The following is a 25,859-nucleotide window of genomic DNA, read 5'->3' as shown; positions in this document are numbered from 1 at the left end:
CAAGAATCTAACCAGGATGCATACTGATCATTTATTTGATTATCATTAATTAACCTATTAAAATAAGAATCCGACTGTCAATTTAAATGCCAGGTTTTCTTTCCAGGCAGGAAGGGAATAATAGCCGTATCTATAGAATGCTCCCACCCCTAATTTTGTAAGACCAATATTTAAAAGGTTGTTGATCAGGAGTCCTGACTCGAAATAACCTTTTTCATAGCTTTTAACTTCAAAGCCTGTATGATTTTCAGGGTGTGAAAGGGTTCCGATACCTATACTTGTTACTAATTCAGGTTGCGGATTGAAATGTTTGCTTCTGAAGAGAAGGCTTGCGAAATTATGGCGTAAGAAGAGAGCAGCATAACGATCGGCAACGAACTCACCCATTCTCATAGTAGCAAAACTATTTAATGAGTAAACAGAGAAAACTGCATAATCGCTCAATGCATTGAAAAGACAAGGATAAGGAGCATCCTTGTCCATTAAGCCCGTTAGAAGCGTGAAAGAACTCTTTCCCAGGTACTTAAAGGAAAATGTCTTCTGAACTTTTAGGTTGAGCCTTTATAGGAATATTGACCTCCAGCCATTCCATTGAAGGCTCCGGCCAGGTTTAACCAAACAATTGGATAGGTGGTTCCCATGGATACCAGTGACCGACTGTTCCTCATAAACTTTTCGCCATAGGCAAATCGGATCTGTATATTTGCCTCCGTTATATCAAACTCTTTGGATATTACCTGCAACCCTTCGTTTCTATGGGTTATGTAGCCATAATCGTATTGAGGAATAATATGTGATTTCAGTAATGATAATTCAACTTTGGTATAATTCAGGAACCTGCTGCTCAAAGCAATTTTAAACGATTTAGCATGATCCATCCTACTCACCAGAAGCTGCCTGTAATTCTCAGGATTAGTGAAGAGTTTATTATTCATAAAAGGATCTTCAAGACCCGCTTCGTTAAGATCGTCTTCGTATGAAAACCCAACCTTTGATTCATAAAGCCGGTTAAAAAGGATTTCAGCATTACCGCCATACTTTATCTTATGATCTTTGAATCCATATCCTCCATAAGCCCCCAGTTGAATAATTTTTGAGAATTTTTCATTGGTGTGCATCCCCGCTCCTAATCGTGTGCCTTCAAAACGATTCCACTTCAGTATTTTATCCATCTCCAGATACATAAATCCTATGGACATTTTACCATTCATTATTGCATCCAGCTTATATCCAAGGCGGTCAAAATGACGGGCTTTACCTATGCTATCCATAATATGATAGGTATTAAGTTCCCTGATGGTCAGGCTGTCGACCCTGTATTGTTCCCAAACATGCTCAGGTTTTCTGAAAGCATCCGGCTGCACATCTACCTCAACAAATCCAAACTGGCTTTTTTTAAATGCAGGATTAAGCCGGATGTTGGAAATATAACTTTTACCTCTTCCAACAAGGTCGCTTTGGTCAGAAGCTGGATTCTCCGGGCTCTTTCCAATAGTTATGTTTCCATTACCTATCACATTTTTAAAGACTATATCTGTATTCAACTGCAAAGGGAACCAATGCTCATCCTGCATAAAATCATACAGCTGCTGAATTTTTATTGTCATGTTTCCTGTCAACCTGGCTGGCTCTGCTATTACATTCCTGATAGCATAACCATTTGTGCTTATGCTGATGACTCCTTTCAGACCGTCAAAATTAGTCTGCAAAAGTGGCCTGAATGTCATGATATAGGTAGTATCATAGGGCCAGGGTTCGACGAGTGTATCAACCAGCTCAAAATTATATTTCGACAGGGTTCCGGAACTAATGGGATTAATATACTGCTTATCAGAAATTGTAATGGTTTCCTTATAAAACGAAGTTGACTGTATTTGCGACATCAGGAAGATAAATAATGGATCGCCGAATCCGGATATACGCGAGGCAATCACTTTATTATAGTTTTTGTCAGGGAAAAGGAATTTTCTTTCAGCTACACTTTCCATGATAAACAGGTATTGCCTGTCGAAAAATTTCTTCATTCTAATCGCCGAACTATCTAATGCCATGGCATCTGACCATGGAAGAGTATCATTCTCAGGTCCGAAAGTTATTTTTTCATAACTGGAATAGGCAAAGGATTCCATTCGTTCGTGATCATTCAAAAACCTGTTCTCCAATACTTTCCTGATGATTTTGTGAGCCGGATTAATTCCGGGCCTTATCACTACTTCTTCGAGCAGGACTTCACTTTTCTGAAGATTTACTGTTTGGTCTTTGCCATCTGGCCTGACTTCAAATACCATGGGTTCATACCCAATATAACTGATCCTCAAAGTCTTGATTGGATTGGTATCCCTGACCAGAAATTTCCCATCGATATCTGTTGCTGCGCCCATAGGCCCGGCATTGGAAATTATATTTACAAAGGCAAGTGGTTCATGGGTTTCGGCATCCAGGACCCGGCCTTTCACAAGAAATTCCTGCGCCAGAGAGGGAGAAAGAAATAAAAAGAGACTAATGGCCCATAGGAGTATAGGCTTACTAAAAAAAGGCATTGACAAAGTCAGGGTTTATGTGTAAATCGGCCTCAAAGGTAATCAAAGCATTCGAATGCATTTCATTTGACTATCAGGGCTCTGCAAGGAATAATACAAATCAGGTTTGGAGATAATTTACACACTAGTTTAATTGAAAGATAAATATGATTCTTAAAATTTAGTCCAATGGCCTTGATAAAAGAACTTTTACCTGAGTTTTTCATTATTCTTATGTCGCTCAGCATCCCTGACAGTCTTCTTCTCCAGGTTTTTTGCCAGGGCAGATTCCAGGTCGATCCCTGTTTGATTAGCCAGACAGATCAGGACAAAAAGCACATCAGCCATTTCATCACCCAGGTCTTTGTTCTTATCTGATTCTTTCTCTGATTGCTCTCCATACCTGCGCGCCATGATCCTTGCGACTTCTCCTACTTCTTCCATCAAAATTGCAGTATTTGTGAGCTCATTGAAATAACGAACACCGGTGGTTTTAATCCATTGATCAATGGTCTGCTGAGCCTGTTGAATGGTCATCAATTTGGTTTTTAGGTTGGGAAAACAAAGGTAGGAAGATTTGGGATGTTTGCGGATGTGGGATGTCGGATGTCGGATGTTGGATGTCTTATGTCTTATGTTTGATTTCGGATGTGTGATGTTGAGATTGTGAGATGAGATAATTTGGCAATTCGACAATTAAAAATTAATATTTCAAAATTTAGAAATTTTAGAAATAAAAACTACTCAATAGATAGGAACTCCCCTATTGGGGCTTTAGGGTAACCAAGGTGAAAATTGTGCTTAAATGGCCCATTGTTTAGCCAACCCCCCTGAGCAGGAGGAGCAGATTGAATTAATGAACACAATGATTGCTCCTAAACGAAAGAACAGAGAACTCCCTTTTCATAGGGGTGGGAAACACACAAATATTGCACTAATCCGATAATTTAGAAATTACAGGCAATTGAATAACTTAACACGAATCCGTCGAATTTTGACACGGCGACGTGGAAAATCTTCGTGTGCATTCGTGGAACATTCGAGGAAATTCGTGGAAAAAATAAATGTACTATGAAAAATATGCCAGCTCAGCTTTCAATAACTATATGTCCAGCACTTTTCACCCAGCACTCAGCACTCAGAGCCAAAGGCTCCCCTTTGGGGCACCCGGCACCCGGCACTCAGCACTCAGCACCTGCCCGACTGAGAGAATTATCTTTATTTACGCGCAATTTCCTCGGTCAGGCGGGCTCAGAGCCAAAGGTTCCCCTTTGGGGTACTATTCATTTCCCGCCTCCCTAACTTCCAGCCGGAAACCAGTGCCATGAACATTTACAATGGCTACATCGGGATCATCCTTAAGGTATTTCCGAAGTTTGGTGATGAACACATCCATACTCCGGCCAATGAAGTAATCATCATCGCCCCAGACTTCTTTAAGGGCTTTTTCCCGGGTAAGAACGGTGTTTTTATGACGGCATAAAACTGCTAGTAGTGCAGCCTCTTTTGGTGTGAGGCTATGCCGTACATTCTCATAGATAAGTTCAAAATTGGCTGAATCAAAAACATATTTACCCAGTTTCATCAGCTCTGGCTGGGCAGGTTGTGCAGACATGCATCTCCTCAGAATAGCTTCTATCCGGAGACTTAGTTCTTCACTGCTGAAAGGTTTGGAGATATAATCATCACATCCGGCTTTGAAGCCAGTGACCCTATCCTCCATCATCCCCCTGGCAGTGAGAAAGATAATAGGAACTAGCTTATTTTCATTACGTATATCAGCAGCAAGAGTAAATCCGTCTTTCCTGGGGAGCATCACATCCAGGATACAAAGATCGATCCTGGATTTACGGAAACTCTCGAGTCCTTTAACACCATCGGCTGCATGAATGACTTTATATCCCAGTAAATCAAGATAATCCTTCAGAACATCACTGAGGTTCGGATCATCTTCTACGAGTAGAATAACTATTTTATTCTCCGGAATTCCCATGAGTGTCTGTTTTACTGAAACCAAATGGTACAAATAATTCAAACCGGCTACCTTTGCGGAGCTCACTCTTAAGCTTTATCCTCCCCCCATGAGCTTCTATCATTGTCTTTACATAATAAAGGCCAAGTCCAAACCCCCTTACATCATGCACATTCCCGGTAGAGACGCGATATAGTTTCTTAAAAATATGTTTCTGGTTTTCATGACTAATGCCCATCCCCTTATCTTCGACAGCTACCACGATACCATCCTGATTACTTGAGGTTTCAATCAGAATGGAAGGGTGCTGTGGAGAATACTTGCATGCATTATCGAGTAAATTGGATAGTACATTTCTCATATGCATAGGATCCACATAGGCTTTCGCAGCAGTTGCTGAAAGTTGCAACCGGATATCACCTTCTCTCTCTTTTACATGCATCCTGAAAGGTTCTGCAAGTTCTTCTATCATCTGGTGAATATCTGTCTCCTGTTTGCGCAACCTGAACTCTTCCCTGTCGAGGACCGAAATCTGTAACACATGCTCTACCTGGTTTCTAAGGCGCTGGTTTTCGTCATAAATGATACCGGCGTATTTCCTTGCTTTTTCCTCCGAGGCAATAACAGCAGGCTTCAAAAGCATCTCACTTGCTAAAGAAATAGTGGCAATTGGTGTTTTGAATTCATGAGTCATATTATTCACGAAATCTGTTTTCATTTCGGAGAGCTTTTTCTGTTTCAGAAATGAAAATATGGTATAGGAAAACCCGAAAACGAGCAACAGTATCAAGACGAAGCACAGGATTAGCCACCACATGATATTCAATAGAGCCCTTTGTCCCTCATCAGGGAAGTAAGCTCCCAACTGCGTTTCACTTGAGCGATAGATGCATGAAAGGGATACTGCATGGTCACTGAGAATCAACTCATTTTTGTAGGTTGTATCGGAAATAAGGGAAACTTTACCGGTTTCAGGATTAAAAATTCCATAAACATAAGGTTCTCTCAGACCCATGCTTTTAAATTCAGCATGTATCAATGAGTCAAGGTAAGCACGGTTAATTTCTACCCTGTGACTGGAATGAGAATGGCTGCATTCCTCCTTACAAAACAGGCTACCTTCACAGGTATCATTCCTGCATTCATACATTTCATTTACAACGCTCTTCAGGCTGAGAATTGCACGATTGTCGAACTGCTCTTCCTGCAAGGCCACAGCATTCCTGATCCAGAATACCTGGATAAAGATGATCCCACATAAAGCAAGTCCGGTAAGTACTACAATTATCAGGAAGGTTGTGCGCTTCATGCAGCAAATGTAGCAAGTATTATCTTACCAGAATAGGTGATTAACAAGTTGTTAACAATATACAGATGTTGAGAACTACATTGAATGGCAAATAGGAATTAGCTGGTTCAAAACGCTTACCTTTGCAAAAATCTTTTTTCATGGAAACTGTTCGGATTGAGTATATTGGTGATTTAAGGACAAAAGCCAGGCACATGCGTTCAGGTGATGAATTTATCACTGATGCTCCAATAGATAACCAGGGAAAAGGTGAAGCATTCTCTCCAACGGACTTACTGGCTACTTCCCTTGGAACCTGCGCTATTACAACCATTGGTATTGCTGCCCGGACTCATGGATTCAGCATTGATGGAACTGAAGTGAAAGTCACCAAAATCATGGTTTCTGATCCAAGAAGAGTGGGTGAGATCATCGTAGAAATGAATTTCCCAAAAAATGATTATTCTGATAAACAAAAAGAGATCATTAAAAAAACCGCTGAACATTGCCCGGTAAACAAAAGCCTTCATCCTGACACTATCCAGACCTTCCATTTTAATTTCTAAAGCCAGAATGGAGAACCCGGGGGTGGAGGCCCCCCCCCCATTTAAAGCCGCCCCCCCCCCCCCCCGCCCTGCCGGGGGGCGGGGGGGGGGGGGTTCCCCCCCCCCCCCTAAGTGCTGGGAGGGAGCAACCACCCGGGGGGGGGCCCCCCCCCCGCGGAAGACAGGCCGACCCCGGGGGGGGGGGACACCCACCCCCACCCCAAGGACCCCCCCGCCGCCGGGGCCCCCCCCCCCCCCCCCCCCCCTCAGGGGGGGGGGGGGGGGAGAACCCTTTTTTGGGGGAAAAAGCTTTGTGAAAAAAGGGAAAACGGGGGGCGAACCCCACCCCCCCATTTAGTTGATAAACAGATTCATGAGTAAGTTTTGACTGCTTATGGTTCAATATTGAATTAAATCAGGCTGTTCGCAGTCCCTATACCTAAAGAGTTGACAGACAACACACAATTACCGGAAAAAAAATCATTAATTGCAAAAACGATCGCAGGCCTTGAGGAAGTTCTTGCCAGGGAACTTCAGGAACTGGGTGCCGAAGACGTTGAAATCCTTAACCGGGCGGTTCGTTTCTCAGGCGATGAACGCATGGTTTATAAGACTAATTTCTGTTCCCGGACTGCCTTGCGGATCCTGGTACCTCTATTCGATTTCCAGTTAGCGGATGAAGATGACCTTTATGGTCAATTTTTCAATTATCCGTGGGAAGAAATCATGAATGTTACCAGTACCCTGGCCATTGATGCTGTCGTAAGTGACTCAGAACTCACTCATTCTCATTATGTTTCGCTGAGAGCCAAGGATGCTATTGTTGACCGGTTCAGGGAACAATTTAATGGAAGAAGGCCATCCGTAGATATTGATGACCCTGATTTCAGGATCAACATTCATATTTTAGGGAGTACCTGTGATGTTTCCCTCGATAGTTCAGGAGCTTCTCTTCATAAAAGAGGATACAGGGTTTCCAATGCCGAAGCTCCGATGAGTGAAGTGCTGGCTGCCGGGCTGATCATGCTTAGTGGTTGGGATAAAAAATCTCATTTCATCGATCCTATGTGTGGATCAGGCACACTGCTCATTGAAGCAGCCTTGATTGCCAACAATTTCCCCCCGGGCATGTATCGGAAGTCCTTTGGATTTATGCGCTGGAAGAACTTCAATAGTGAATTATGGGAAGAAGTGAAACAGGAAGCTCATGATCAGGAAACGGAATTTGAATACCAGATTATTGGAAATGATATCTCTCCAAAAAACTTAGGTACCGCCAAGGCAAATGTTAAATCGGCCCGACTTCATAAAGATATTCATCTCAAACTGGGCCCCTTTTCTGAGTTAATGCCTCCTGAAGGTGAGCCTGGTGTAGTTGTGATTAATCCACCTTATGGTGAAAGAATTAAAACCGGCGATATCATCGGATTATACAGAGAAATCGGTGATAACCTGAAGAAAAATTTCGCGGGTTACCATGCATGGGTGATCAGTTCAGATCATTATGCTCTCAAATCGGTAGGACTCAGAGCTATTCGGAAGGATATCGTCTGGAACGGGCCGCTGGAATGTCGTTTCGCTGGGTTTGACCTTTATGTCGGAACTAAAAAAACCTGGATCAGGGATGAGCATCAACATGAGTTGGATACAGAAAAGACGGAAGGTACCGACGCACCTGAAGATCCTGGAACTGAGGGTACAACCGAAGTGAAGAGAAGAGTATCCTCCAATACAGGCAATGAACCGGAAAATGAAGGGGGCAACATAGAAAAGCCCTTCCGCAGGAGAGAAGAAGGCGAAGAGAGACGTTCGCCACGAGGCACAGGAAGTGAAAGGCCGGAACGTCCTTATCGCCGTGATGACCGTCCATCCGAAAGGAATGAACGTGGTTCCAGGTCACCAAGGAATGATAGTCATGGAGATCGCCCAGTGAGAAGGGATAGAGATAATGATAAACCTTTTGAAAGAAAAGACGGGCCTTCGAGGCCTTACCAAAGAGACCGCAATGATAGCAACGGGGATCGTCCGGTAAGAAGGGAAAGGGATAATAACAGACCTTTCGAAAGAAAAGACGGACCTTCGAGGCCCTACCAAAGAGACCGAAATGATAGCAATGGTGATCGTCCGGTAAGAAGGGACAGGGATAATGACAGACCTTTCGAAAGAAAAGACGGGCCTTCGAGACCCTACCAAAGAGACCGAAATGATAGCAATGGTGATCGTCCGGTAAGAAGGGACAGGGATAATGAAAGGCCTTTTGAAAGAAAAGACCGCCCATCAAGGCCCTTCCAGAAAGATCGCAACGAAAGCAGCGGTGATCGCCCGTTTAGAAGAGACAAGGATAATGACAGACCCTTTGAAAGAAAAGAACGAAGTTCAAAACCGTTTCACAACGACAGGAATGATAATAGTGGTGACAGGCCTGTAAGAAGGGAAAGAAAGGAAGGTGACGGGGATCGCCCGTTTAGCCGCGATAGAAAGAGTGACAGTCCGTTCAAACCTTATGGTAAAAGCAGGGATGAGAATCGTCCACCAAGAAGGGACAAGGATTCCGACAGGCCCTATCAGAAAAAGGATCGCCCGGACAGACCTTATTCAAGTGAAAGAGACAAGGACAGGACTGATCGCCCCCGGAAGTATGATGATCGCACTGACAAGCCTTATTCATCAAGGGGTAAAGATGCACCACCTCCCGGTGAAAAGAAAGAAATAGAAGTATACCAGCCTCAGAATCGGTTCAGTAAACCGGAGAAGACCTACCGTCGGTCAGATGGGAAAGTAAATGAGGGTGATCCGTCCGGCAGTAAAGAGAAACCTAAAAAAGAGAGCCGGCCAAGAAAACCACGGAAAGACGAGGATTAGAATCAATATTCCAGTCCTGGCAGCAGCTGACCATTTCCATGTTCTTACATTTGTAAAGTTCAGTTATAATTAATTTCCTGCCAACGATGCGCAAAACCCTTTTTGTTCAAGTTATGCTTCCTCTTCCGGTTGCAGGGCTCTTTACCTACAGAGTGCCCTTTGAACTGAATGAGGCTGTCATGATTGGCAAACGGGTGGTTGTGCAATTCGGGCAGAAAAAAGTCTACACAGGGCTCATTCATTCAATTTCAAATAAAGCCCCGGAATTCCAGGCTAAATATATCTTATCTGTTCTCGACCTTAAGCCCATCGTGAATGAGATCCAGTTTAAATTCTGGGATTGGATTGCTACCTATTATTGTTGTCATCCGGGAGAGGTGATGAATGCCGCCTTACCATCCGCCCTTAAGCTAGCCAGTGAATCAAAGGTAATGCTGAATCCAGAGGCTGTAATTGATGCGGAACTGCTGAATGAGCGGGAATACACCCTTCTGTTTGCACTCCAAAGTAATGGGAAAATGTCGCTGAGTGAAGTTTCGCGAACCCTTGAACTGGCTAAGGTTATTCCTCTTATTCATACCCTGATTGAAAAAGGATATATCATTACAGAAGAAGAGATTAGCGAAAAATTCAAGCCGAGGATTGAAACTTATGTTAAATTACATGAGGATTTTTCGGGGAATGAAGAGTTACAGGCACTATATACCAAACTAGAAAAAAAAGCGCCAAAACAACTGGAAGTACTGATTGAATATGTCCAGCGGTCACATTGTCTTTCCGCAATTCCATCAGAAGTGAGCAAACCCCTTTTACTTCAGCGAATCCCTGATGGACTGGCAGCATTGAACAGCCTTATAAAAAAAGGGGTATTTGTATTTTATGAAAAACAGGTAAGCCGCTTGAAAACCGGTACTGCCGCCTTTCACCCTTCTTCCATTAGCCTGACTCCGGCACAGGCAGATGCAATGGAAAAAATCAGGGCTGAAATGGAGAGTAAGAATGTGGTATTGCTCCATGGGGTGACCTCCAGCGGCAAGACTGAAATCTATATTAAGCTGATAAGGGAAACCCTCGATGCAGGGAAACAAGTATTATACCTGCTTCCGGAAATAGCCCTGACCGCCCAGATCATCAACCGGCTTCAAAAGTATTTCGGCAGTGAGGTGGGGATCTATCATTCACGATATGATGAAAATGAGCGGGTTGAAATATGGCAACATGTAGCCAAGTCTATTCCACAGGTAGTAGAAGGTGAACAAAAGCCTGAAATACTGACAGGTTCCTTCAATGTGATTCTTGGTGCACGTTCGGCTATGTTCCTTCCTTTCGAAAGACTGGGGTTAATCATTGTTGATGAGGAGCACGACAGCTCTTTCAAGCAGTTTGAGCCAGCCCCGCGATACAATGCCAGGGATGCAGCTATATTCCTTTCTTCCCTGCACCAGGCAAAGGTCCTGCTCGGATCAGCCACTCCTTCGGTTGAATCCTATTACAATGCTCAGAACGGGAAATACGGACTGGTAACCATTTCTGAACGCTTTGGAGGAATCCTGATGCCTGCCATCGAGGTGGTAGATCTACGGGAAGAACATAAGAGGAAAAGGATGAAATCCATCTTCTCTGAACCTCTCTTACAAGGTATTGAACAGGCACTTTCACAGAAAGAACAGGTGATACTTTTCCAGAACCGAAGAGGGTTTTCACTGCATATCGACTGTGACAATTGCAATTGGGTCCCGCAATGTATTCAATGCGATGTTTCTTTGGTCTATCATAAGAAGCAAAACTTGCTCCGATGTCATTATTGCGGGTATTCAACCCATATCCCGGATAAATGTCCTGAATGTGGGTATACAGGATTACTCATGAAAGGCTTCGGTACTGAAAAAATTGAAGAGGAATTATCGATCTTTTTCCCTACTGCAAGAATTGCGCGAATGGACCTGGATTCCACCAGGAGCCGTAACTCATTACACCGGATTATCTCTGATTTTGAAGAAGGCAGGATTGACATTCTGGCTGGCACCCAAATGGTAACCAAAGGCCTTGATTTTGATCATGTTAGCCTTGTTGGAATCATGAATGCCGATAGCCTCCTCTCCTACCCTGATTTCCGTGCCCATGAAAGGAGCTACCAACTTATGGCCCAGGTAGCCGGGAGATCAGGAAGGAAGCAAAAACAGGGGAAAGTTCTGATCCAGGCATTTAATGCCAAACATGCCATACTTCAGCTGGTGATCAATAATGACTACCCCGCCATGTACCATCAGCAAATTCTTGAAAGAGAAAAATTCAAATATCCTCCCTATTACCGATTAATCAGACTAACCTTGAAGCATGCCGACAATGATGTTCTGAACAGCGCAGCCGCTGAACTGGCGAAAATATTAAAGGGAAAATTCGGGAAAAGAATCCTTGGTCCCGAATATCCACAGGTTAGCCGGATTAGGAATCTCTACCTGAAGAATATCATGATCAAGCTTGAAAAAGGAGTCAATCTTCCCAAAGTAAAAGAGGACATTTTTTCTGCAATTCAGAAACTTTATACCAGTCATATTCATAGCCCGGTCAGGGTGATCATCGATGTTGATCCAGCCTAGTTTGAAGAAGTATTTCTTCTCAACAGAATAATATACCCTTTATATTCCTTAAATACATGGTAATCTGGATCAGAACCTGCTACAGCGGTTTCGAACCAGCGGTATTTCTCCTGATCGTCTTTGAGGTTTTTGTCGAGGAGGATGCAATCAATACCTAAATCCTTGCAACGTAATAACGCCTCGCTGCTATCCAGCTTTTTATTATTTATGACTTCATAGTACTCCAATGAATGGTATGTGAGTATTGATTTTTTACCAATTTCGTTGAAAATATAATGATAAGGTGCAAGAATTTTCTGTGTTTCAGGTGGGAGCATTTCTCCGATCTCAGCGTGAATAGAAGTGAAATTATAATTCTTTTGGAAGATGGAATAACAATGTTTAGAGAGTACTGCCAACTGTAATATGAATAATACAGCTGTAACAGAAAGCAGGATTACACGTTTTTCATTGACCAGGTTACGGATTGAAACGGCGATAATAATAGCCATTAAAGGCAGATAATAGATAAGGTATCTTTCGGCAATCTGGCTTCCCAGCAAGTTCAGTAAAAGGATTAAAAGTCCGGTATAGATCATCAGTGGCCGATGATGCTTTAAAAGATAACTGAATGAAGTGATTACAGAGAAGAAGAAAAGAGCAGAGAAAACAGCTACTTTGTCGCTCCAGAAGAAGCGCTGGTGCTCATTTCCTAATTTCAGCAGGATAGAAAGAAGAATGGAATTGTCTGATATATAATTTCCACTTACTGCATCAGGCCAGTTTTTCATCTGGGAGAGGAAAAGCTGTACGTTTCCGGCAGGGATCAGATCAATAAAATAGAGGGATGCTAATAAAACAGCTGAAATCGAATAAGCTATAATTTCCTTATACTTTCGGTAAATGATCAGGTAAAAGAAGCCAGCCACCCCGAAGATAATTCCATTCAGATGGGCAAGGAAAGCAGTTCCAACAGCCAATCCTGCCAGGGAAGCCCAAATGTAGTTGCTTTCACTATGATTCCTGACCTTTTCCAATGCCAGGAATGAAGACAATCCAAACATCATTACCAGGATTTCAGGACGATAGGTAAAGCCATAAATAAACATCAATGGATTCGCAAACACCAGAAAGGCTGTTAAGAGGAAAGTTTCCTTAGTGTAAATATTCCTCTGACTTTTCATCATTCTGTGCAGGAGCAGAAATGATAAGAGGTACACCAGGAGAGTAAAACCTTTAAAATAATAGACTGACCATCCCAGGGTCATGATCAGTAAAGCTCCAATCCAGATATTCAATTTATGGTAAACCAGCAGCCTGTTTTCCCATCCCAGTCCGGCTTCAATGCTTTTAGTGCTGACAGTTCCATCCTTCACCAACCAGTAAGCTTGTTCCCCGAACCAGCAGTCGTCGATATAGGCATACCTATGCCAAAGACTTACTAAGAAAGCAAGAACAACAGGAATAAAAAGAAAAAGGAGTATTTTTCTGGAGAAAAGTGAGGAAAGCAGATTCATGACATTTTTGATAGGCTAGAACAAGCCATGCAGATCAGCCTGTACGCGTTCAATGATCTTGCTTAAATCTTCAGGATTATCCTGGAAGTTCATGTCATCCACTTCGAAGATCAGTAATTTACCTTCTGTATAACCATTGATCCAGGCTTCATACCTTTCACTCAGACTTTTCAGGTAATCGAGACGAATGGATGCTTCATATTCCCTTCCCCTTTTCTGAATATTCCTGACAAGGGTGGGCACCTCAGCTCTCAGATAGATCAGCAGGTCAGGGGGTTGAAGGAAGGTAGTCATCAATTCAAAAAGTGATTTATAATTTTCAAAATCACGGGTGGTCATCAGGTTCATATCATGCAGGTTCGGTGCGAAGATGAAAGCATCTTCATAGATAGTCCTGTCCTGGATCACATTTTTCCCACTTTTCCTTATATCAACGATTTGCCGGAACCGGCTGTTAAGGAAATAGATCTGAAGGTTGAAGGACCAACGCTGCATGTCTTCATAAAAACTTGAGAGATAAGGATTGGTATCAACATCTTCATAATGTGCCTGCCAACCAAAATTCTTGGCTAATAATGCTGAAAGGGTTGTTTTTCCTGAGCCGATGTTTCCTGCGATTGCGATATGCATATGTAATAGAAATTTTATGTTAGAAGTAAATCTCAGTAATTATGAAGGATGCTGAGAGGTTGAAGTTAAGGTAAAATTTATTGTGATGGTATGAATGTTAATTATTGGGGCATTTGTAAGATATCGTCAACATATTTCCGGTCGTTCGAGAGTCGGGGGACTTTGTTCTGCCCACCCAGTTTACCCTTATCCCTGAGCCAGTTGTAGAAGGTTCCGGGCTTCAGGGAACGTACGATAGGAGGTTTTAAAATCATGTTGTGATACCGCTTGGCTTCATAGTCCGAATTTAAGGATTTTAATGCATTATCGAGGATTTCAGTAAAATATTCCAGGCTCTCGGGTGGGGATTCGAATTCTACCAGCCATTCATGTGCTGCATATTTCTTTTCATCCAGGTAAATGGGAGCGGCAGTATATTCACGGATTATAGCTTGCGATTTTTCACATGCTATTGCGAGTGCTTTATCGGCATTTTCAATCACCAACTCTTCACCAAATGCATTGATGAAGCTTTTTGTGCGCCCGGTGATCCTGATTCTGAAGGGATCGGTTGAAGTAAAAGTAATGGTATCACCAATCATATATCTCCATAAACCTGCATTAGTAGAAATCACCATGGCATAGTTTAAACCAATTACTACCTGATCAAGGCCAACAGTTATCGCATTGGGATTCCCAAGCTCGCTCACAGGAAGGAATTCATAATAGATTCCATAATCCAGCATCAAAAGCATATCGTCACCTGACAACCGATCCTGAATGCCAAAAAATCCTTCGCTGGCATTGTAGGTTTCAAGGTAATTCATTCCCGGCGGACATATTTTACGATACTGTTCCTGGTAGGGAATAAAGCTTACACCACCATGAACAAAGAGTTCCAGGTTGGGCCAGATTTCATTTATATTTTTAATGCCTTTTAATTCCATGATGCGATTCAGCAGCAACATCATCCATGATGGAACACCGGTAATATTGGTAACATCTTCTTCCATTGTAATCCGGGCAATCCTTTCAATCTTGGATTCCCATTCATCCATAAGAGCCACACTCAGGTCCGGGGTACGGATGAGCTGGATCCAGAAGGGAAGATTCTCCATAATAATGGCTGAAACATCTCCATGATAGGTATCAGCCTGCGCATCATCCAGGTTAAAACTACCACCCAATCCAAGCCATTTACCGCTAAAAATCCTTGTGTTCGGATTATTATTGCAATAGATGGATAAAAGGTCTTTCCCTCCTTTGAAATGACATTCTTCAAGGGCTTCCTCGGTAACAGGGATGAACTTACTCTTATCACTGGTAGTACCCGAACTTTTGGCGAACCATTTTACATCCGAAGGCCAGAGGATATTTTGATCCCCTTTACGCAGGCGGTCAATATAGGGTTTCAGGTCATTATATTCACTAATAGGGACCCGCTTCCTGAAATCATCCTCTGTTTGGATTGACCTGTAATCATACTTTTTCCCCCATTCAGTGTCCTTTGCTTCATTGATGAGCTTCTCAAACCATTCTTCCTGAACTTCATGAGGGTATTTCATGAAGAGCTCAATCTGGTGGATGCGTTTTCGTATAAACCAGGAAATGACAGAATTAAGAAGGGGCATGATGGAAAAGTTCGAGATTCAAACTTACATAAAAATGTGTTTACTTAGGCAGGGGGAGGGAAAAGAGTGCCGAAAGTGCCTGGAGTGAGCTAAAGTGCCTAAAGTGAGCTAAAGTGAACTAGAGTGAGCTAAAGTGAACTAGAGTGAGCTAAAGTGCATAAAGTGACTAAAGTGCATGGAATGACAGAAGTGGGATAAAGTTATGGAGAGTCATTGATTCTCAAGTTGCGAAAAACCCGGCGGGGTCCGTCGGTTGACGGACCCGACGGTGTTTGGGTTTTGCTAACCCTATTAATACTTCAACTTTTAGTACCTTTGATAGAGAAAAATAAATGAGATGAAAAATGCGATGATTGTCGGGGCCACCGGACTGGTTGGGGCTGAACTACTTCAACTTTTGGTGAAAGAGCATCTTTATGAAAAAATCCTCCTGCTGGTGCGCAGACCTCTTGATGTTAAGGATCCATCGATAGTGCAGGATGTGATCAATTTTGACCAGCTTGGGACTTTCCAGCCTCCTTTTCCTGTTGATGATGTGTTCTGCACCCTGGGAACCACCATTAAGACTGCAGGATCGCAGGATGCATTCCGCAAAGTTGATTTCGATTATGTGGTGGAACTGGGCAGATGGTGCAAAAGAAATAAGGCCAGGCAAATGCTGGTTGTGAGTGCCATGGGGGCCGATCCGAACTCCGGTATTTTTTATAACAGGGTGAAAGGTGAAATGGAACAAGCCCTCAGAAACCTCGACCTCCCGGTTACCATTTTCAGGCCCTCACTATTGATGGGCAACCGGAAAGAACACCGCTCAGGAGAAAAGATGGCTCAGTCGGTAATGGGAGGACTTGGTTTTCTTTTCGTGGGAGGATTGAAAAAATACAAGGCCATACCTGCCAATACCGTGGCAAAAGCTATGATCAGGGTTGCCAATGAAGGCACTAGCGGATTTAAGGTGCTTGATTCTGCGCAATTATGGTAAAATCAGCTATCTGAAAGCATCAAATGCAGATTTCAGGCAACGAAAGAACAATTCTGTCAATTTTATCAGATATTTGTAAACGGTAGCCCTAAGGTTCACCCATTTCAGGGCCATGGGATCATTCATCGTCAATGTTCCGGACTAAAGTTTCTATAAACCCCAGACTATGCAAACCATACCTGATTTCTTTGAACAGAGTGTAAGGCAGTTTCCAGAAAACGTTTACTTACTCGAGAAAACCAAACAGCACCTTTGATGGCACATCTTATGCAGAAACCCCAAATTGGTTCAACAATTTGCTGCTGGACTGCTCTCCATGGGTATACAAAAGGGGGATAGAATAGCCCTATTTTCGAAGGGAGAAATGCATGGATCATAAGTGAATTGGGCATTTGTATTCTGCGGAGCTATTAATGTTCCGATGTCGGTAAAGCTTACGGAATACGAAGAGATTAGGTACAGGGTTGCCCATTCAGGTTCAAGAATGGCTATTGTTTCCGAAAGGCAGGCTGATAAGGTGAGGGTTGCCAGGATGGACCTGCCTCAGCTCGAAACACTTATTGTTATTGGTGAAAAATCAGGGCAGCCCGGGGAAATTACCTTTGGAGAGGTGATGCAAAAAGGTGCGGCATACCTTGAAGCACATCCTCAGGCAATTACTGAAAGCCTTAAAACATCCTGCCAACCGATCCCGCCCGGCACAACGGCCGCACCTAAAGGTATTGTCCTGTCCCATAATAATTATGTGTCCAATGTCCTTCAATCTTATACCCTGATGGACATTCCACCCGATTATACCACGCTAGCCATCCTACCCTGGGATCATGCTTTTGCCCACACAGCCTGCATTTATTGCATGATGGGGAAAGGAGCCTCTCTGGCATCCATCCAGCTGGGAAAACTGCCCTCGAAACCCTGAAGAACATCCCCATCAATATCAAGGAAATCAAGCCCCACCTGATGATGAGCGTGCCGGCTCTTGCAATCAATTTCAGGAAAATATCGAAAAAAGCATCAGGGAAAAAGGCCCGGTTATCAATGCACTTTTTAACCATGCGTTGAAAGTATCATATAAGTATAACCGGACCGGTTTCGACAAAGGACAAGGCCTGAGTTTCATATATAAACCACTCGTTGGACTTTACGACAAAATCCTGTTCAGTAAGATCCGGGAAGGCTTTGGTGGCAGGCTTGAATTTTTCATTGGGGGTGGAGCTTTACTCGACATCGAACTACAGCGCTTTTTCTATGCTGTAGGAATGCCAATGTTCCAGGGATACGGGCTTACTGAAGCTTCTCCTGTCATTTCCTCCAACTCAAAAGCCAAACATAAGCTGGGCTCATCAGGGGTGTTAGTGAAAAACCTGGAATTGAAAATCTGTGATGATAAAGGCAATACGCTTCCCGTTGGTGCAAAAGGCGAAATCGTTGTAAGGGGTGAAAATGTGATGCTGGGATATTGGGATAACCCTGAAGCCTCTGCCGAATCCTTAAGAGATGGATGGCTCTATACCGGCGACCTGGGTTATATGGATAAGGATGGATTCCTTTATGTACTGGGCAGATTCAAGAGCCTGCTGATAGCTGATGATGGCGAGAAATACAGTCCTGAAGGCATTGAAGAGGCTTTCATTGCACAGAGTGATTATATCGACCAGTGTATGCTCTATAATAATCAGAGTCCTTATACCATTTGCCTGCTGGTTCCCAATAAAGAAGCACTGAAACGACACCTGGAACATAAACACCTGGGTTTGGATACCCCTGAAGCCACCAGGGAGGCTTTGCATATTCTCGACAAGGAACTGCAACACTATAAAGGACATGGTCATTACCATAAGATGTTCCCCCAGCGCTGGCTGCCTGCTGCAACGGGTATTTTGTCGGAAGCCTTTACAGAGGATAATCATATGATGAATTCCACCCTGAAAATGGTAAGGGGCAAAATAACTGAAGCTTATAAAGACAGGATTAATTTGTTGTATACCGCTGAAGGAAAGGACTTTTACAGCAAGGAGAATATGGAGGCGATGAAGAAGATGCTTACAAGGTAATTTAACAGGAAGCTATATGAAGACTTACAGTTTGGAGGAAATGATTGATAAACATATTGGTAAACCGGGTACTCCAAACCGGGATACCTTTGAAAATTGGCTTGACTTATTGGGTGAAGCAATAAAACAAGCCAGGAAGGAACGTCATTCAACTTAGGAAGAATTAGGAAATTGGTAGGTGAAAAAAAGCACAAATCTCAAAGCTGGAGAATAGCTTGACCGATGCAAGGTTTGAAACAATAATGAAGGTGTTTAAAGCACTCAATGCTAAAAATCTTCAATGTTGAGCTCTTGAATCATAAAGTTAAAATAGCGACCCAACCTAGCGCAAAATGGGTTCCGGCTTGTGTGAAGGAGGTACCACATCTTGACATCATTCTTGCTTTGACTAAAAAGCACCCACAAGTCTAATTGACTATTGAAAGGACACCATCCGGCAAACCCCTGATTGACAAGCAATAGACACAATTACATTCTTTGTTTCTTATGCCTTTATAGCTGGAAACTTTTACTATTCCGCCATTGAAAATGCTCCTTTTACAAGGATATCTTTTATTTCTTCATTTCCCAGAATTTCGGTGAAGCCACGGCTGGTTTTGCCTGTTTTTACCTCCTTGCGGGTGAAAGTGTATTTATCATTTGATTTCTTATTCAGGACATAAACAAAACTTTGATTCCCCGATTTGATGACAGCCTCCTCAGGCAGCGCCATGGACTTATTCTCCCCCACAATCAGCTCCATTTCCACATACATTCCATCAATCAACCCATTCTCCGGAACCTTTACCCAACTTGCCACACAATTAACGGTCTTATCGGTCGGATTCACCGTCTTACCCACCTGCATAACCCTCGCTTCAGTGCCTGTTTGATCCGGCCCTGCCATATTTAACCTGGCCTTCTGCCCGACTTTCGCCCTGCTGATATCCTTTTCATACAGTTTGAACTGGATCTGTAACTTACTTACATCCACAATTTCAAGCAGCCGGTTCTCAGGATTCACATACTGCCCGATCACTCCATTCTGGGATGTAATATACCCTGAAATGGGTGCATATATGCTGAAATAAGGCTGAATTACAGGTTTTGCAGCATCATCGGGTTCAAGGTTCAACAGGGCAAGTTCAGCCCGGAGTCCGCTCAGTAATGCCTGGTTGCTCTTATACTGACTCTCCATCGACACCCTATCCTTTTCGGATGATATATTTTCCTTTGCCAGTGCAGAAACCCTCTGGAAGTCCTTTTCAAGTCCTTCCATTTCCCTGCTCAGCCGGTAGTATTCCTTTTGAATATTTATGACTTCCTTGCTTTCAATGGTATAAAGCAGCTGTCCTTTCTGAACAAAACTACCTGCCGGGAAGGCAATCGTCCTGATCATCCCCGGGAGCTTGGCATTCACCTCCGCTTTGGCCTGGATGGGTGCCATCATCGTTCCCTGTGTGCGAATCACATCTTCAAACACAATCGTATCCATCTGTCCGATGGCCATCTTTTCAGCAGCAAACTGCTCATTGGTGATCTCAAAGATCATCTCACCGGACTCAGCTTCAGTTGCCGTTTCATTACCGCCATTCCCACAGGCTGTTGCCAGCAGTATCATGCTGCCGGCACAAAGCATTACTATCCTATTCAATTTCATCTCAGGCATTTATAAAGTTAAGTAGCTTAATTCAATCACTAGTTCATTGTACTTGCTAAGGTTTTCGAGGTAGGCCAGCCTGATATCGATGGCTGCCTCCAGGCTTTGAACAAACCGGAAGAAATCAATTTCTCCCATGGCATAACTGCGATTGGCTGCCCTCAGGATTTCCTGGTAGAGCTGATCGCCGGAAGTACGGTAATAGTCGATGGCCGACTGGTATTTCTGAAGTTCAATAAGCAGCGCACTTTTCCGGTTCTCAAGGGAGAGCGTATACTGATCCCTGAAATTCTCAGCCATGGCAACACCGATGATCCCTGTTTTAATCCTGGACTGCTGTTCCCTGAAAAAGAGAGGCAGGCCAATTCCCACCTGGTAACCATAATAATTGGCGGCCCCCTGGTAACGGTTTGTTCCGCTGAAGAAACCCAGGTTCAGCGAAGGCAGCATGGCTCTTTTCTCAGCAGTAACCATCATTTTTCGTTGCCGGATGCTCTGTTCCATGAACAATAAGCCCGGGTCGGAGGATGCAGACTTATCGGTTACCAAAGGCATTAATGCAGTCTCAGCGATACCATATCTGACCTGAGTCTGCATCAATAATTTCAATTCATTGTATGCAAGCTGAACCTCAGCATCCATTTCTGTCAACTGCCGGCTCATCTCCGCTTGCTTCGCCTGTGCTATCATCTGGTCGAGTTGGGTTGTGGCCCCATGCTTAAACTGAAGAGCAGCAGCATCGGCATAATGCGAGAAAACACTGTCAAGGTAATGGTAATAGGCCTTTCGGTTTTCTTTATAAAGCACCCCATAGTAAGCCAGGGCAACCTTTTTCCGGAGGATCCTGGCCTGCTTTTCATACTCAAGTTTGGTCATGCCTACCTGCAGTAAATTCACTTTCTGCTGTGCCAGGTAAGTCCCGGGGAAAGCAAAGGATTGTTCTGCCCCGACCACATAAAGCGGATAGCCGTTTTCTGCAATGTTGTTCTGATCGAAACCCATAAAAAACTGGGTTTTTTCAATAGCAAAAGCAGATGGGACAGCAGCTTTGTCATAATCAATTCTCATGCGGGCCAGTGCCAGTTCCCTGTTGTTCTGAACGGCAGAATCCATGCATTGCTGAAGGGTAAGCGATTGCGACTGTGCACCCGATATCAGCAGGAATAAACCAATGAAAATCATCAATCTTCTTGAAAGAAGGCTTTTCATCCATTTACCTTTCTTCTTCTCATCATTAAGTATGGCATAAAGCAGTGGTAAGGCAATCATTGTGAGTAAAGTAGAAGTTACCAGTCCGCCAATGACAACCGTAGCCAGTGGCCGCTGGACTTCGGAACCGGCAGAAGTGGAAATAGCCATGGGTAAAAAGCCGAGTGCTGCAGCTGCCGCAGTGAGAAGTACCGGGCGTAACCTTTCCCTGGTAGCTTTCATAATCAGTTCTTTCATATCGGTCATACCATCTTTCTTTAGCTCTTTCAGGTGCTCAATCAGAACGATACCATTCAGCACGGCCACACCGAACAGCGCAATAAAGCCAATACCCGCGGAAACGCTGAAAGGCATGCCCCTGAGCCACAGGAAGGCAACCCCTCCCACTGCAGATAATGGAACTGCGGTAAAAATGAGCGCAGCATCGCGCAGCGACTGGAAAGCAAAATGCAGGAAGATGAAGATCAATAAAAGTGCAACAGGCACTGCCAGTTTAAGCCGCCGGGTGGCATTCTCAAGGTTTTCGAACTGTCCTCCGTAAACCACATAATTCCCGGGTTTCAACTTGAGTTTTTTATCAAGGGTGGATTGTATATCAGTAACAACGGATTGCAGGTCCCTGTTCCTTACATTCACACTCACCACGACTCTTCGGTGGGTGTTTTCCCTGGAAATCTTAGCCGGGCCTGTGGTATTCTCAATTTCAGCGAATTCGCTTAGGGGTTTCTGACTGCCATCAGGCAGGGCAATATTCAGGTTTCGGATGTCTTCAATCCCTTTCCTGTGCAGCTCATCGAGCCTGACTACCAGGTCGAATTTCTTTTCTCCTTCGAAAATACTTCCGGCAGTAAGTCCGCTAAAAGCCATTGAAAGTTGCCGGTTGACATCTTCCACATTCATCCCATAGTAGGCCAGGCGGTCGCGTTTATAGGATACCGCCATTTGTGGAAGGCCGGCAGTCTTTTCAAGTATCACATCGGCTGCACCGGGGATGCCATCGATCAACCGTTTAACCTCATTGGCTTTCTGGTTCAGATAGTCGAGGTCTTCACCGAATATCTTTACGGCAATATCAGCCCTTACCCCTGTGATCAGTTCATTGAAGCGCATTTCAATAGGCTGGGTGAATTCGTAGTCGATGCCGGGAATCACCTGCAGGGCTTCTTTGAATTTATCGGCCAATTCCTCTTTCGTATTAGCGGAAACCCATTCTTTTCGGGGTTTTAATTTGATGATCATGTCAATTTCTTCCATCGACATGGGGTCGGTAGGGACTTCAGCCGCGCCAATCCTGCACACTATTTTATCGACCTCCGGGAAACCTGCTTTTAAAATGCTTTCCATCCGGGTGGTCATTTCCACAGTTTTCGAGAGGGAGGTACCCGTTTTCAGTACAGGCTGGATCACAAAATCGCCTTCATCAAGGGTTGGGACAAACTCTCCTCCCATATTCGAGAATAAAATCCCGGTAAAAATTAAGGAGAGCAAAGCCAGTCCGAGTACATACTTTTTATGCGAATACGACCATTCGATAGCCGGTTTATAGGAACGATGAATCCATTTCATCAGCCATTTTGAAAACGTTTTCTTATCCTTATCCACCGGCCTGAGGAATAAGGCGGATGCTACGGGAAGCCAGGTAAGTCCCAGGATCATTGCCCCCAGGATGGCAAAACTGAAAGATAGCGCCATCGGCCTGAACATCTTACCTTCAACACCACTCAGGGCAAAAATCGGGATCAGAACGATCAGGATGATGATCTGTCCGAAGATGGCTGAATTAATCATCCGGGAAGCTCCGTCATAAGTAATCCTGTCGAGAAGGAACCTCCGCTGTTCCGGGTTGGAAGATGCCAGCTCGCTTTTCCGGTCAGTAATGCGGATGGCAATGAATTCAACAATGATCACAGCCCCATCGATGATAATTCCGAAATCGAGGGCCCCCAGGCTCATCAGGTTGGCATCGATGCCAAAAATAAACATCATCGAAATGGTAAACAGCAAAGCCAGGGGAATCATAGAAGCGATAACCAGTGCCGAGCGGAGGTTGCCTAAGAGCAGGATCACGATGAGCATAACGATGAGACAGCCCAGGATCAGGTTTTCCGCTACGGTGAAGGATGTTTTACCTATCAGTTCACTTCTTTCAAGAATGGGATTGATGTATATACCTTCAGGGAGGTTTTTCTGCACTTCTTCCACTCTTTTCTTCACTTCCGAGATCACCTCCTTCGAATTGGCGTTCTTCAGCATCATGATCTGTCCCAGCACCTTCTCCCCTTCACCATTGGCTGTAATGGCTCCAAATCGGTTGGCATGTCCGAATTTCACCTGTGCCACATCCCTGATAAACACAGGCTTTCCATCAATATTCCTTATAACGATCGATTGTATATCCTCCAATGAATTTACCATTCCATCACCCCTGATGAAATAGCTTTTATTCTGTTTTTCGATGTAGGCACCTCCTGCAACATTGTTGTTCAGCCGGAGGGCATCATACACTTCAATCAATGAGATATTCATCCTTCGCAGCACTTCCGGGTCAATGGCAACCTCGTATTGTTTCAGAAATCCACCCCAGGTGTTCACCTCTACCACCCCTTTGATCCCTGAAAGCTGGCGCTTTACCACCCAATCCTGGATAGTGCGCAGCTCCATGGCAGTATAACGCCCTTCATAGCCGGGTTTTACATCGAGGGTGTACTGGTAAATTTCACCTAATCCGGTGGTGATAGGTCCCATTTCGGGGGTACCAAAGCCCTCGGGTATATTGGCGGCGGCTGTTTTCAGCTTTTCGGCAATCAGTTGCCGTGGCAGGTAGGTTCCCAGGTCATCATCGAACACAATGGTTACCACTGAAAGCCCGAATTTCGATATCGACCTGATTTCTTTCACCCCCGGGAGGTTCGACATCTCCAGTTCGACAGGGTAAGTAAGAAATTGTTCCACATCCTGGGTTGCCAGGTTTCCGGAGGTGGTGATTACCTGCACCTGGTTGTTGGTAATGTCGGGGACCGCTCCCACAGGGATCCGCATTACAGCATAAATGCCATATGCGGCTATTGTAAGGGTAAACAGTATGACAATCAGCTTATTCCTGATTGAAAAATTGATAATATGATTGATCATTCCCTTATAATTAATTGTGATTCAAAACCCATCAAAACAAAAACCGATACTGACTAATCCACTTATACGTCAAATAAATCCCTGCTTCAAATCATAGTCTAAAGTTATTAAAGAAACTAGATTTCCGGCACAATTTCTTTGTAAAAAACTATCCAAATATTATGATTTATGTATATTTGCCTGAGAAAAATTATTGTATTAGTAATCAAGGGATTATCTAGGGTTAGTTTGATTTCATACAACAATGGTAATATAAAGAAAAAAGAATCCAGAATTCAGAATTCAGAAGCCAAAGGTGAATAGAATGTTTGCTTGTCATGAAATAAAATTATGAAGAAAGTGATAAAATTAGGAACTTAAAGACTAATGTATTCTGAATTCTCGTGTCCTGCTGGAAGCCTTCGGCTTGAATTCCATATTATTAAACAGTCCAACTTTACCTATGAAAAACAAATCACTTTCCCTTACCTTCATTCTTGTGCTTGTATTTTCCTTTTCATACGCACAGCTAACTTTTGAACAATCCTACACCGGGGCAGCAGAAGTGGCCGATGTGGAAAACTTTGGATATAAATACTTTGTTACGGATTACCTAATGAATTCTGTCCAGGTTTATAATGAAGACCATACCCCCTGGAAAAACATATCTGTTCCTGTTCCTACGAACACCTATTTGTACGATGTTGCCTATGTAAGCTCAAAAGTCTTTAATCTGGATGACCTGGTTGAAATTCTTGCCGTGAGTTATGAATATGTAGCTACTTCCGACACTTCGGGGTATTACATTTATACCACCCTGGTGTTCAACGAAAATGGAACTGTTTTGCTTACAGTGCCAGGAGGGGCTTACTCATTTACATTTACTGACAATAGTAATAAGAGCAAATTGGTGGTTTATGTTTATGATTATTCGGTTTCGACTTATATCACCTCCACATCGGTGTATGCACTCCCTGATAAAGTCTCGGGCATAAAAAACGGCGAAACGCCTAACCCGCTGCCATTTCCCAATCCAGCTGCGCAGGAAATCAACATTCCTATTGGGAATCAATTGCAACAAACCTCCCATTTCATTGTGATCAGCGACCTCAACGGGAAAGAATATCTTAAGGTGCCGGTACAGCAAGGACAATCCCTCAGCAATATTTCAACCTCATCATTACCCTCAGGATCATATATTTACCGGGTTGAAGGGAATGGAATTTCGATGCCTGCCGGAAAATTTGTCAAACGATAGTTTTCCACTGCTTCCCGGTGATTTCCGGGTCATACTTTGTTCCTAGGTACAGATCGGAAATGCTTGCTACAAAGACTTAGCGTACTT

Annotated in this window: 15 protein-coding genes and 2 pseudogenes; 7 read left to right on the top strand and 10 right to left on the bottom strand. The window is 43.6% G+C overall.

The features are described 5' to 3' along the window. Window positions 1–57: 57 nt before the first annotated feature. From IPH84_13675 to IPH84_13655, 5 genes are all read right to left on the bottom strand, one after another. Entirely contained in the window at window positions 58–483 is a 426-nt protein-coding gene (locus IPH84_13675; GenBank protein ID MBK7174249.1) for a hypothetical protein, read from the bottom strand. Window positions 484–548: 65 nt separating this feature from the next. Next, the gene (locus IPH84_13670; GenBank protein ID MBK7174248.1) at window positions 549–2,540 is read right to left on the bottom strand and encodes a carboxypeptidase-like regulatory domain-containing protein; all 1,992 of its coding nucleotides are present in this window, start codon (window positions 2,538–2,540) and stop codon (window positions 549–551) included. 189 nt (window positions 2,541–2,729) lie between these two features. Then, the gene (locus IPH84_13665; protein MBK7174247.1) at window positions 2,730–3,056 is read right to left on the bottom strand and encodes a nucleotide pyrophosphohydrolase; all 327 of its coding nucleotides are present in this window, start codon (window positions 3,054–3,056) and stop codon (window positions 2,730–2,732) included. A gap of 742 nt (window positions 3,057–3,798) precedes the next feature. After that, on the bottom strand, window positions 3,799–4,512 hold the full coding sequence (locus IPH84_13660; protein MBK7174246.1) for a response regulator transcription factor: 714 nt from the start codon (window positions 4,510–4,512) through the stop codon (window positions 3,799–3,801). Next, complete coding sequence (locus IPH84_13655) at window positions 4,493–5,800, bottom strand: HAMP domain-containing histidine kinase (GenBank protein ID MBK7174245.1); 1,308 nt, start codon at window positions 5,798–5,800, stop codon at window positions 4,493–4,495. Before IPH84_13655 ends, IPH84_13660 begins: the two co-directional genes overlap by 20 nt. A 140-nt stretch (window positions 5,801–5,940) precedes the next feature. Between IPH84_13655 and IPH84_13650 the strand changes: the two genes are divergently transcribed. The 3 genes from IPH84_13650 to priA all read left to right on the top strand — a co-directional run bounded on the left by IPH84_13650 (window position 5,941) and on the right by priA (window position 11,786). Then, complete coding sequence (locus tag IPH84_13650) at window positions 5,941–6,345, top strand: OsmC family protein (GenBank protein MBK7174244.1); 405 nt, start codon at window positions 5,941–5,943, stop codon at window positions 6,343–6,345. Window positions 6,346–6,771: 426 nt separating this feature from the next. Next, complete coding sequence (locus IPH84_13645; GenBank protein MBK7174243.1) at window positions 6,772–9,186, top strand: hypothetical protein; 2,415 nt, start codon at window positions 6,772–6,774, stop codon at window positions 9,184–9,186. Window positions 9,187–9,272: 86 nt separating this feature from the next. Then, window positions 9,273–11,786, top strand: a complete 2,514-nt coding sequence (priA, locus tag IPH84_13640) for a primosomal protein N' (GenBank protein ID MBK7174242.1) — start codon at window positions 9,273–9,275, stop codon at window positions 11,784–11,786. On the opposite strand, the gene IPH84_13635 is transcribed toward priA, so the two are convergent. From IPH84_13635 to IPH84_13625, 3 genes are all read right to left on the bottom strand, one after another. Continuing rightward, window positions 11,783–13,282, bottom strand: coding sequence for a hypothetical protein (locus IPH84_13635; GenBank protein ID MBK7174241.1), 1,500 nt, complete (start codon window positions 13,280–13,282; stop codon window positions 11,783–11,785). The two genes, priA and IPH84_13635, sit on opposite strands and share 4 nt — an antisense overlap. Before the next feature lie 15 nt (window positions 13,283–13,297). Further along, window positions 13,298–13,912 (bottom strand): deoxynucleoside kinase, encoded by a 615-nt coding sequence (locus tag IPH84_13630; GenBank protein ID MBK7174240.1) that lies wholly within the window; start codon window positions 13,910–13,912, stop codon window positions 13,298–13,300. 101 nt (window positions 13,913–14,013) lie between these two features. Continuing rightward, window positions 14,014–15,522, bottom strand: coding sequence for a GH3 auxin-responsive promoter family protein (locus IPH84_13625; protein ID MBK7174239.1), 1,509 nt, complete (start codon window positions 15,520–15,522; stop codon window positions 14,014–14,016). A gap of 337 nt (window positions 15,523–15,859) precedes the next feature. Between IPH84_13625 and IPH84_13620 the strand changes: the two genes are divergently transcribed. The 3 genes and pseudogenes from IPH84_13620 to IPH84_13610 all read left to right on the top strand — a co-directional run bounded on the left by IPH84_13620 (window position 15,860) and on the right by IPH84_13610 (window position 18,842). Then, window positions 15,860–16,501: an NAD(P)H-binding protein gene (locus tag IPH84_13620; protein ID MBK7174238.1), complete on the top strand. Its 642-nt coding sequence runs from the start codon at window positions 15,860–15,862 to the stop codon at window positions 16,499–16,501. Window positions 16,502–16,667: 166 nt separating this feature from the next. Further along, window positions 16,668–18,555: pseudogene (locus IPH84_13615) on the top strand (AMP-binding protein). A gap of 16 nt (window positions 18,556–18,571) precedes the next feature. Continuing rightward, a pseudogene (locus IPH84_13610) lies at window positions 18,572–18,842 on the top strand (helix-turn-helix transcriptional regulator). A 224-nt stretch (window positions 18,843–19,066) separates the two neighbouring features. On the opposite strand, the gene IPH84_13605 reads toward IPH84_13610, so the two are convergent. Then, window positions 19,067–20,194: an efflux RND transporter periplasmic adaptor subunit gene (locus tag IPH84_13605; GenBank protein ID MBK7174237.1), complete on the bottom strand. Its 1,128-nt coding sequence runs from the start codon at window positions 20,192–20,194 to the stop codon at window positions 19,067–19,069. Between the two features lie 9 nt (window positions 20,195–20,203). Continuing rightward, window positions 20,204–24,535, bottom strand: a complete 4,332-nt coding sequence (locus IPH84_13600; protein ID MBK7174236.1) for a CusA/CzcA family heavy metal efflux RND transporter — start codon at window positions 24,533–24,535, stop codon at window positions 20,204–20,206. A 442-nt stretch (window positions 24,536–24,977) separates the two neighbouring features. Here IPH84_13600 and IPH84_13595 point away from each other — a divergent pair, with 442 nt between their 5' ends. Then, window positions 24,978–25,772, top strand: a complete 795-nt coding sequence (locus IPH84_13595; protein ID MBK7174235.1) for a T9SS type A sorting domain-containing protein — start codon at window positions 24,978–24,980, stop codon at window positions 25,770–25,772. Window positions 25,773–25,859: the final 87 nt, after the last annotated feature.

This window comes from Bacteroidales bacterium (assembly GCA_016707785.1).
Classification (GTDB): Bacteria; Bacteroidota; Bacteroidia; order Bacteroidales; family UBA4417; genus UBA4417.
The sequence above is the reverse complement of the archived record's forward strand: the minus strand, read 5'-3'. Positions and strand labels throughout refer to the sequence as shown.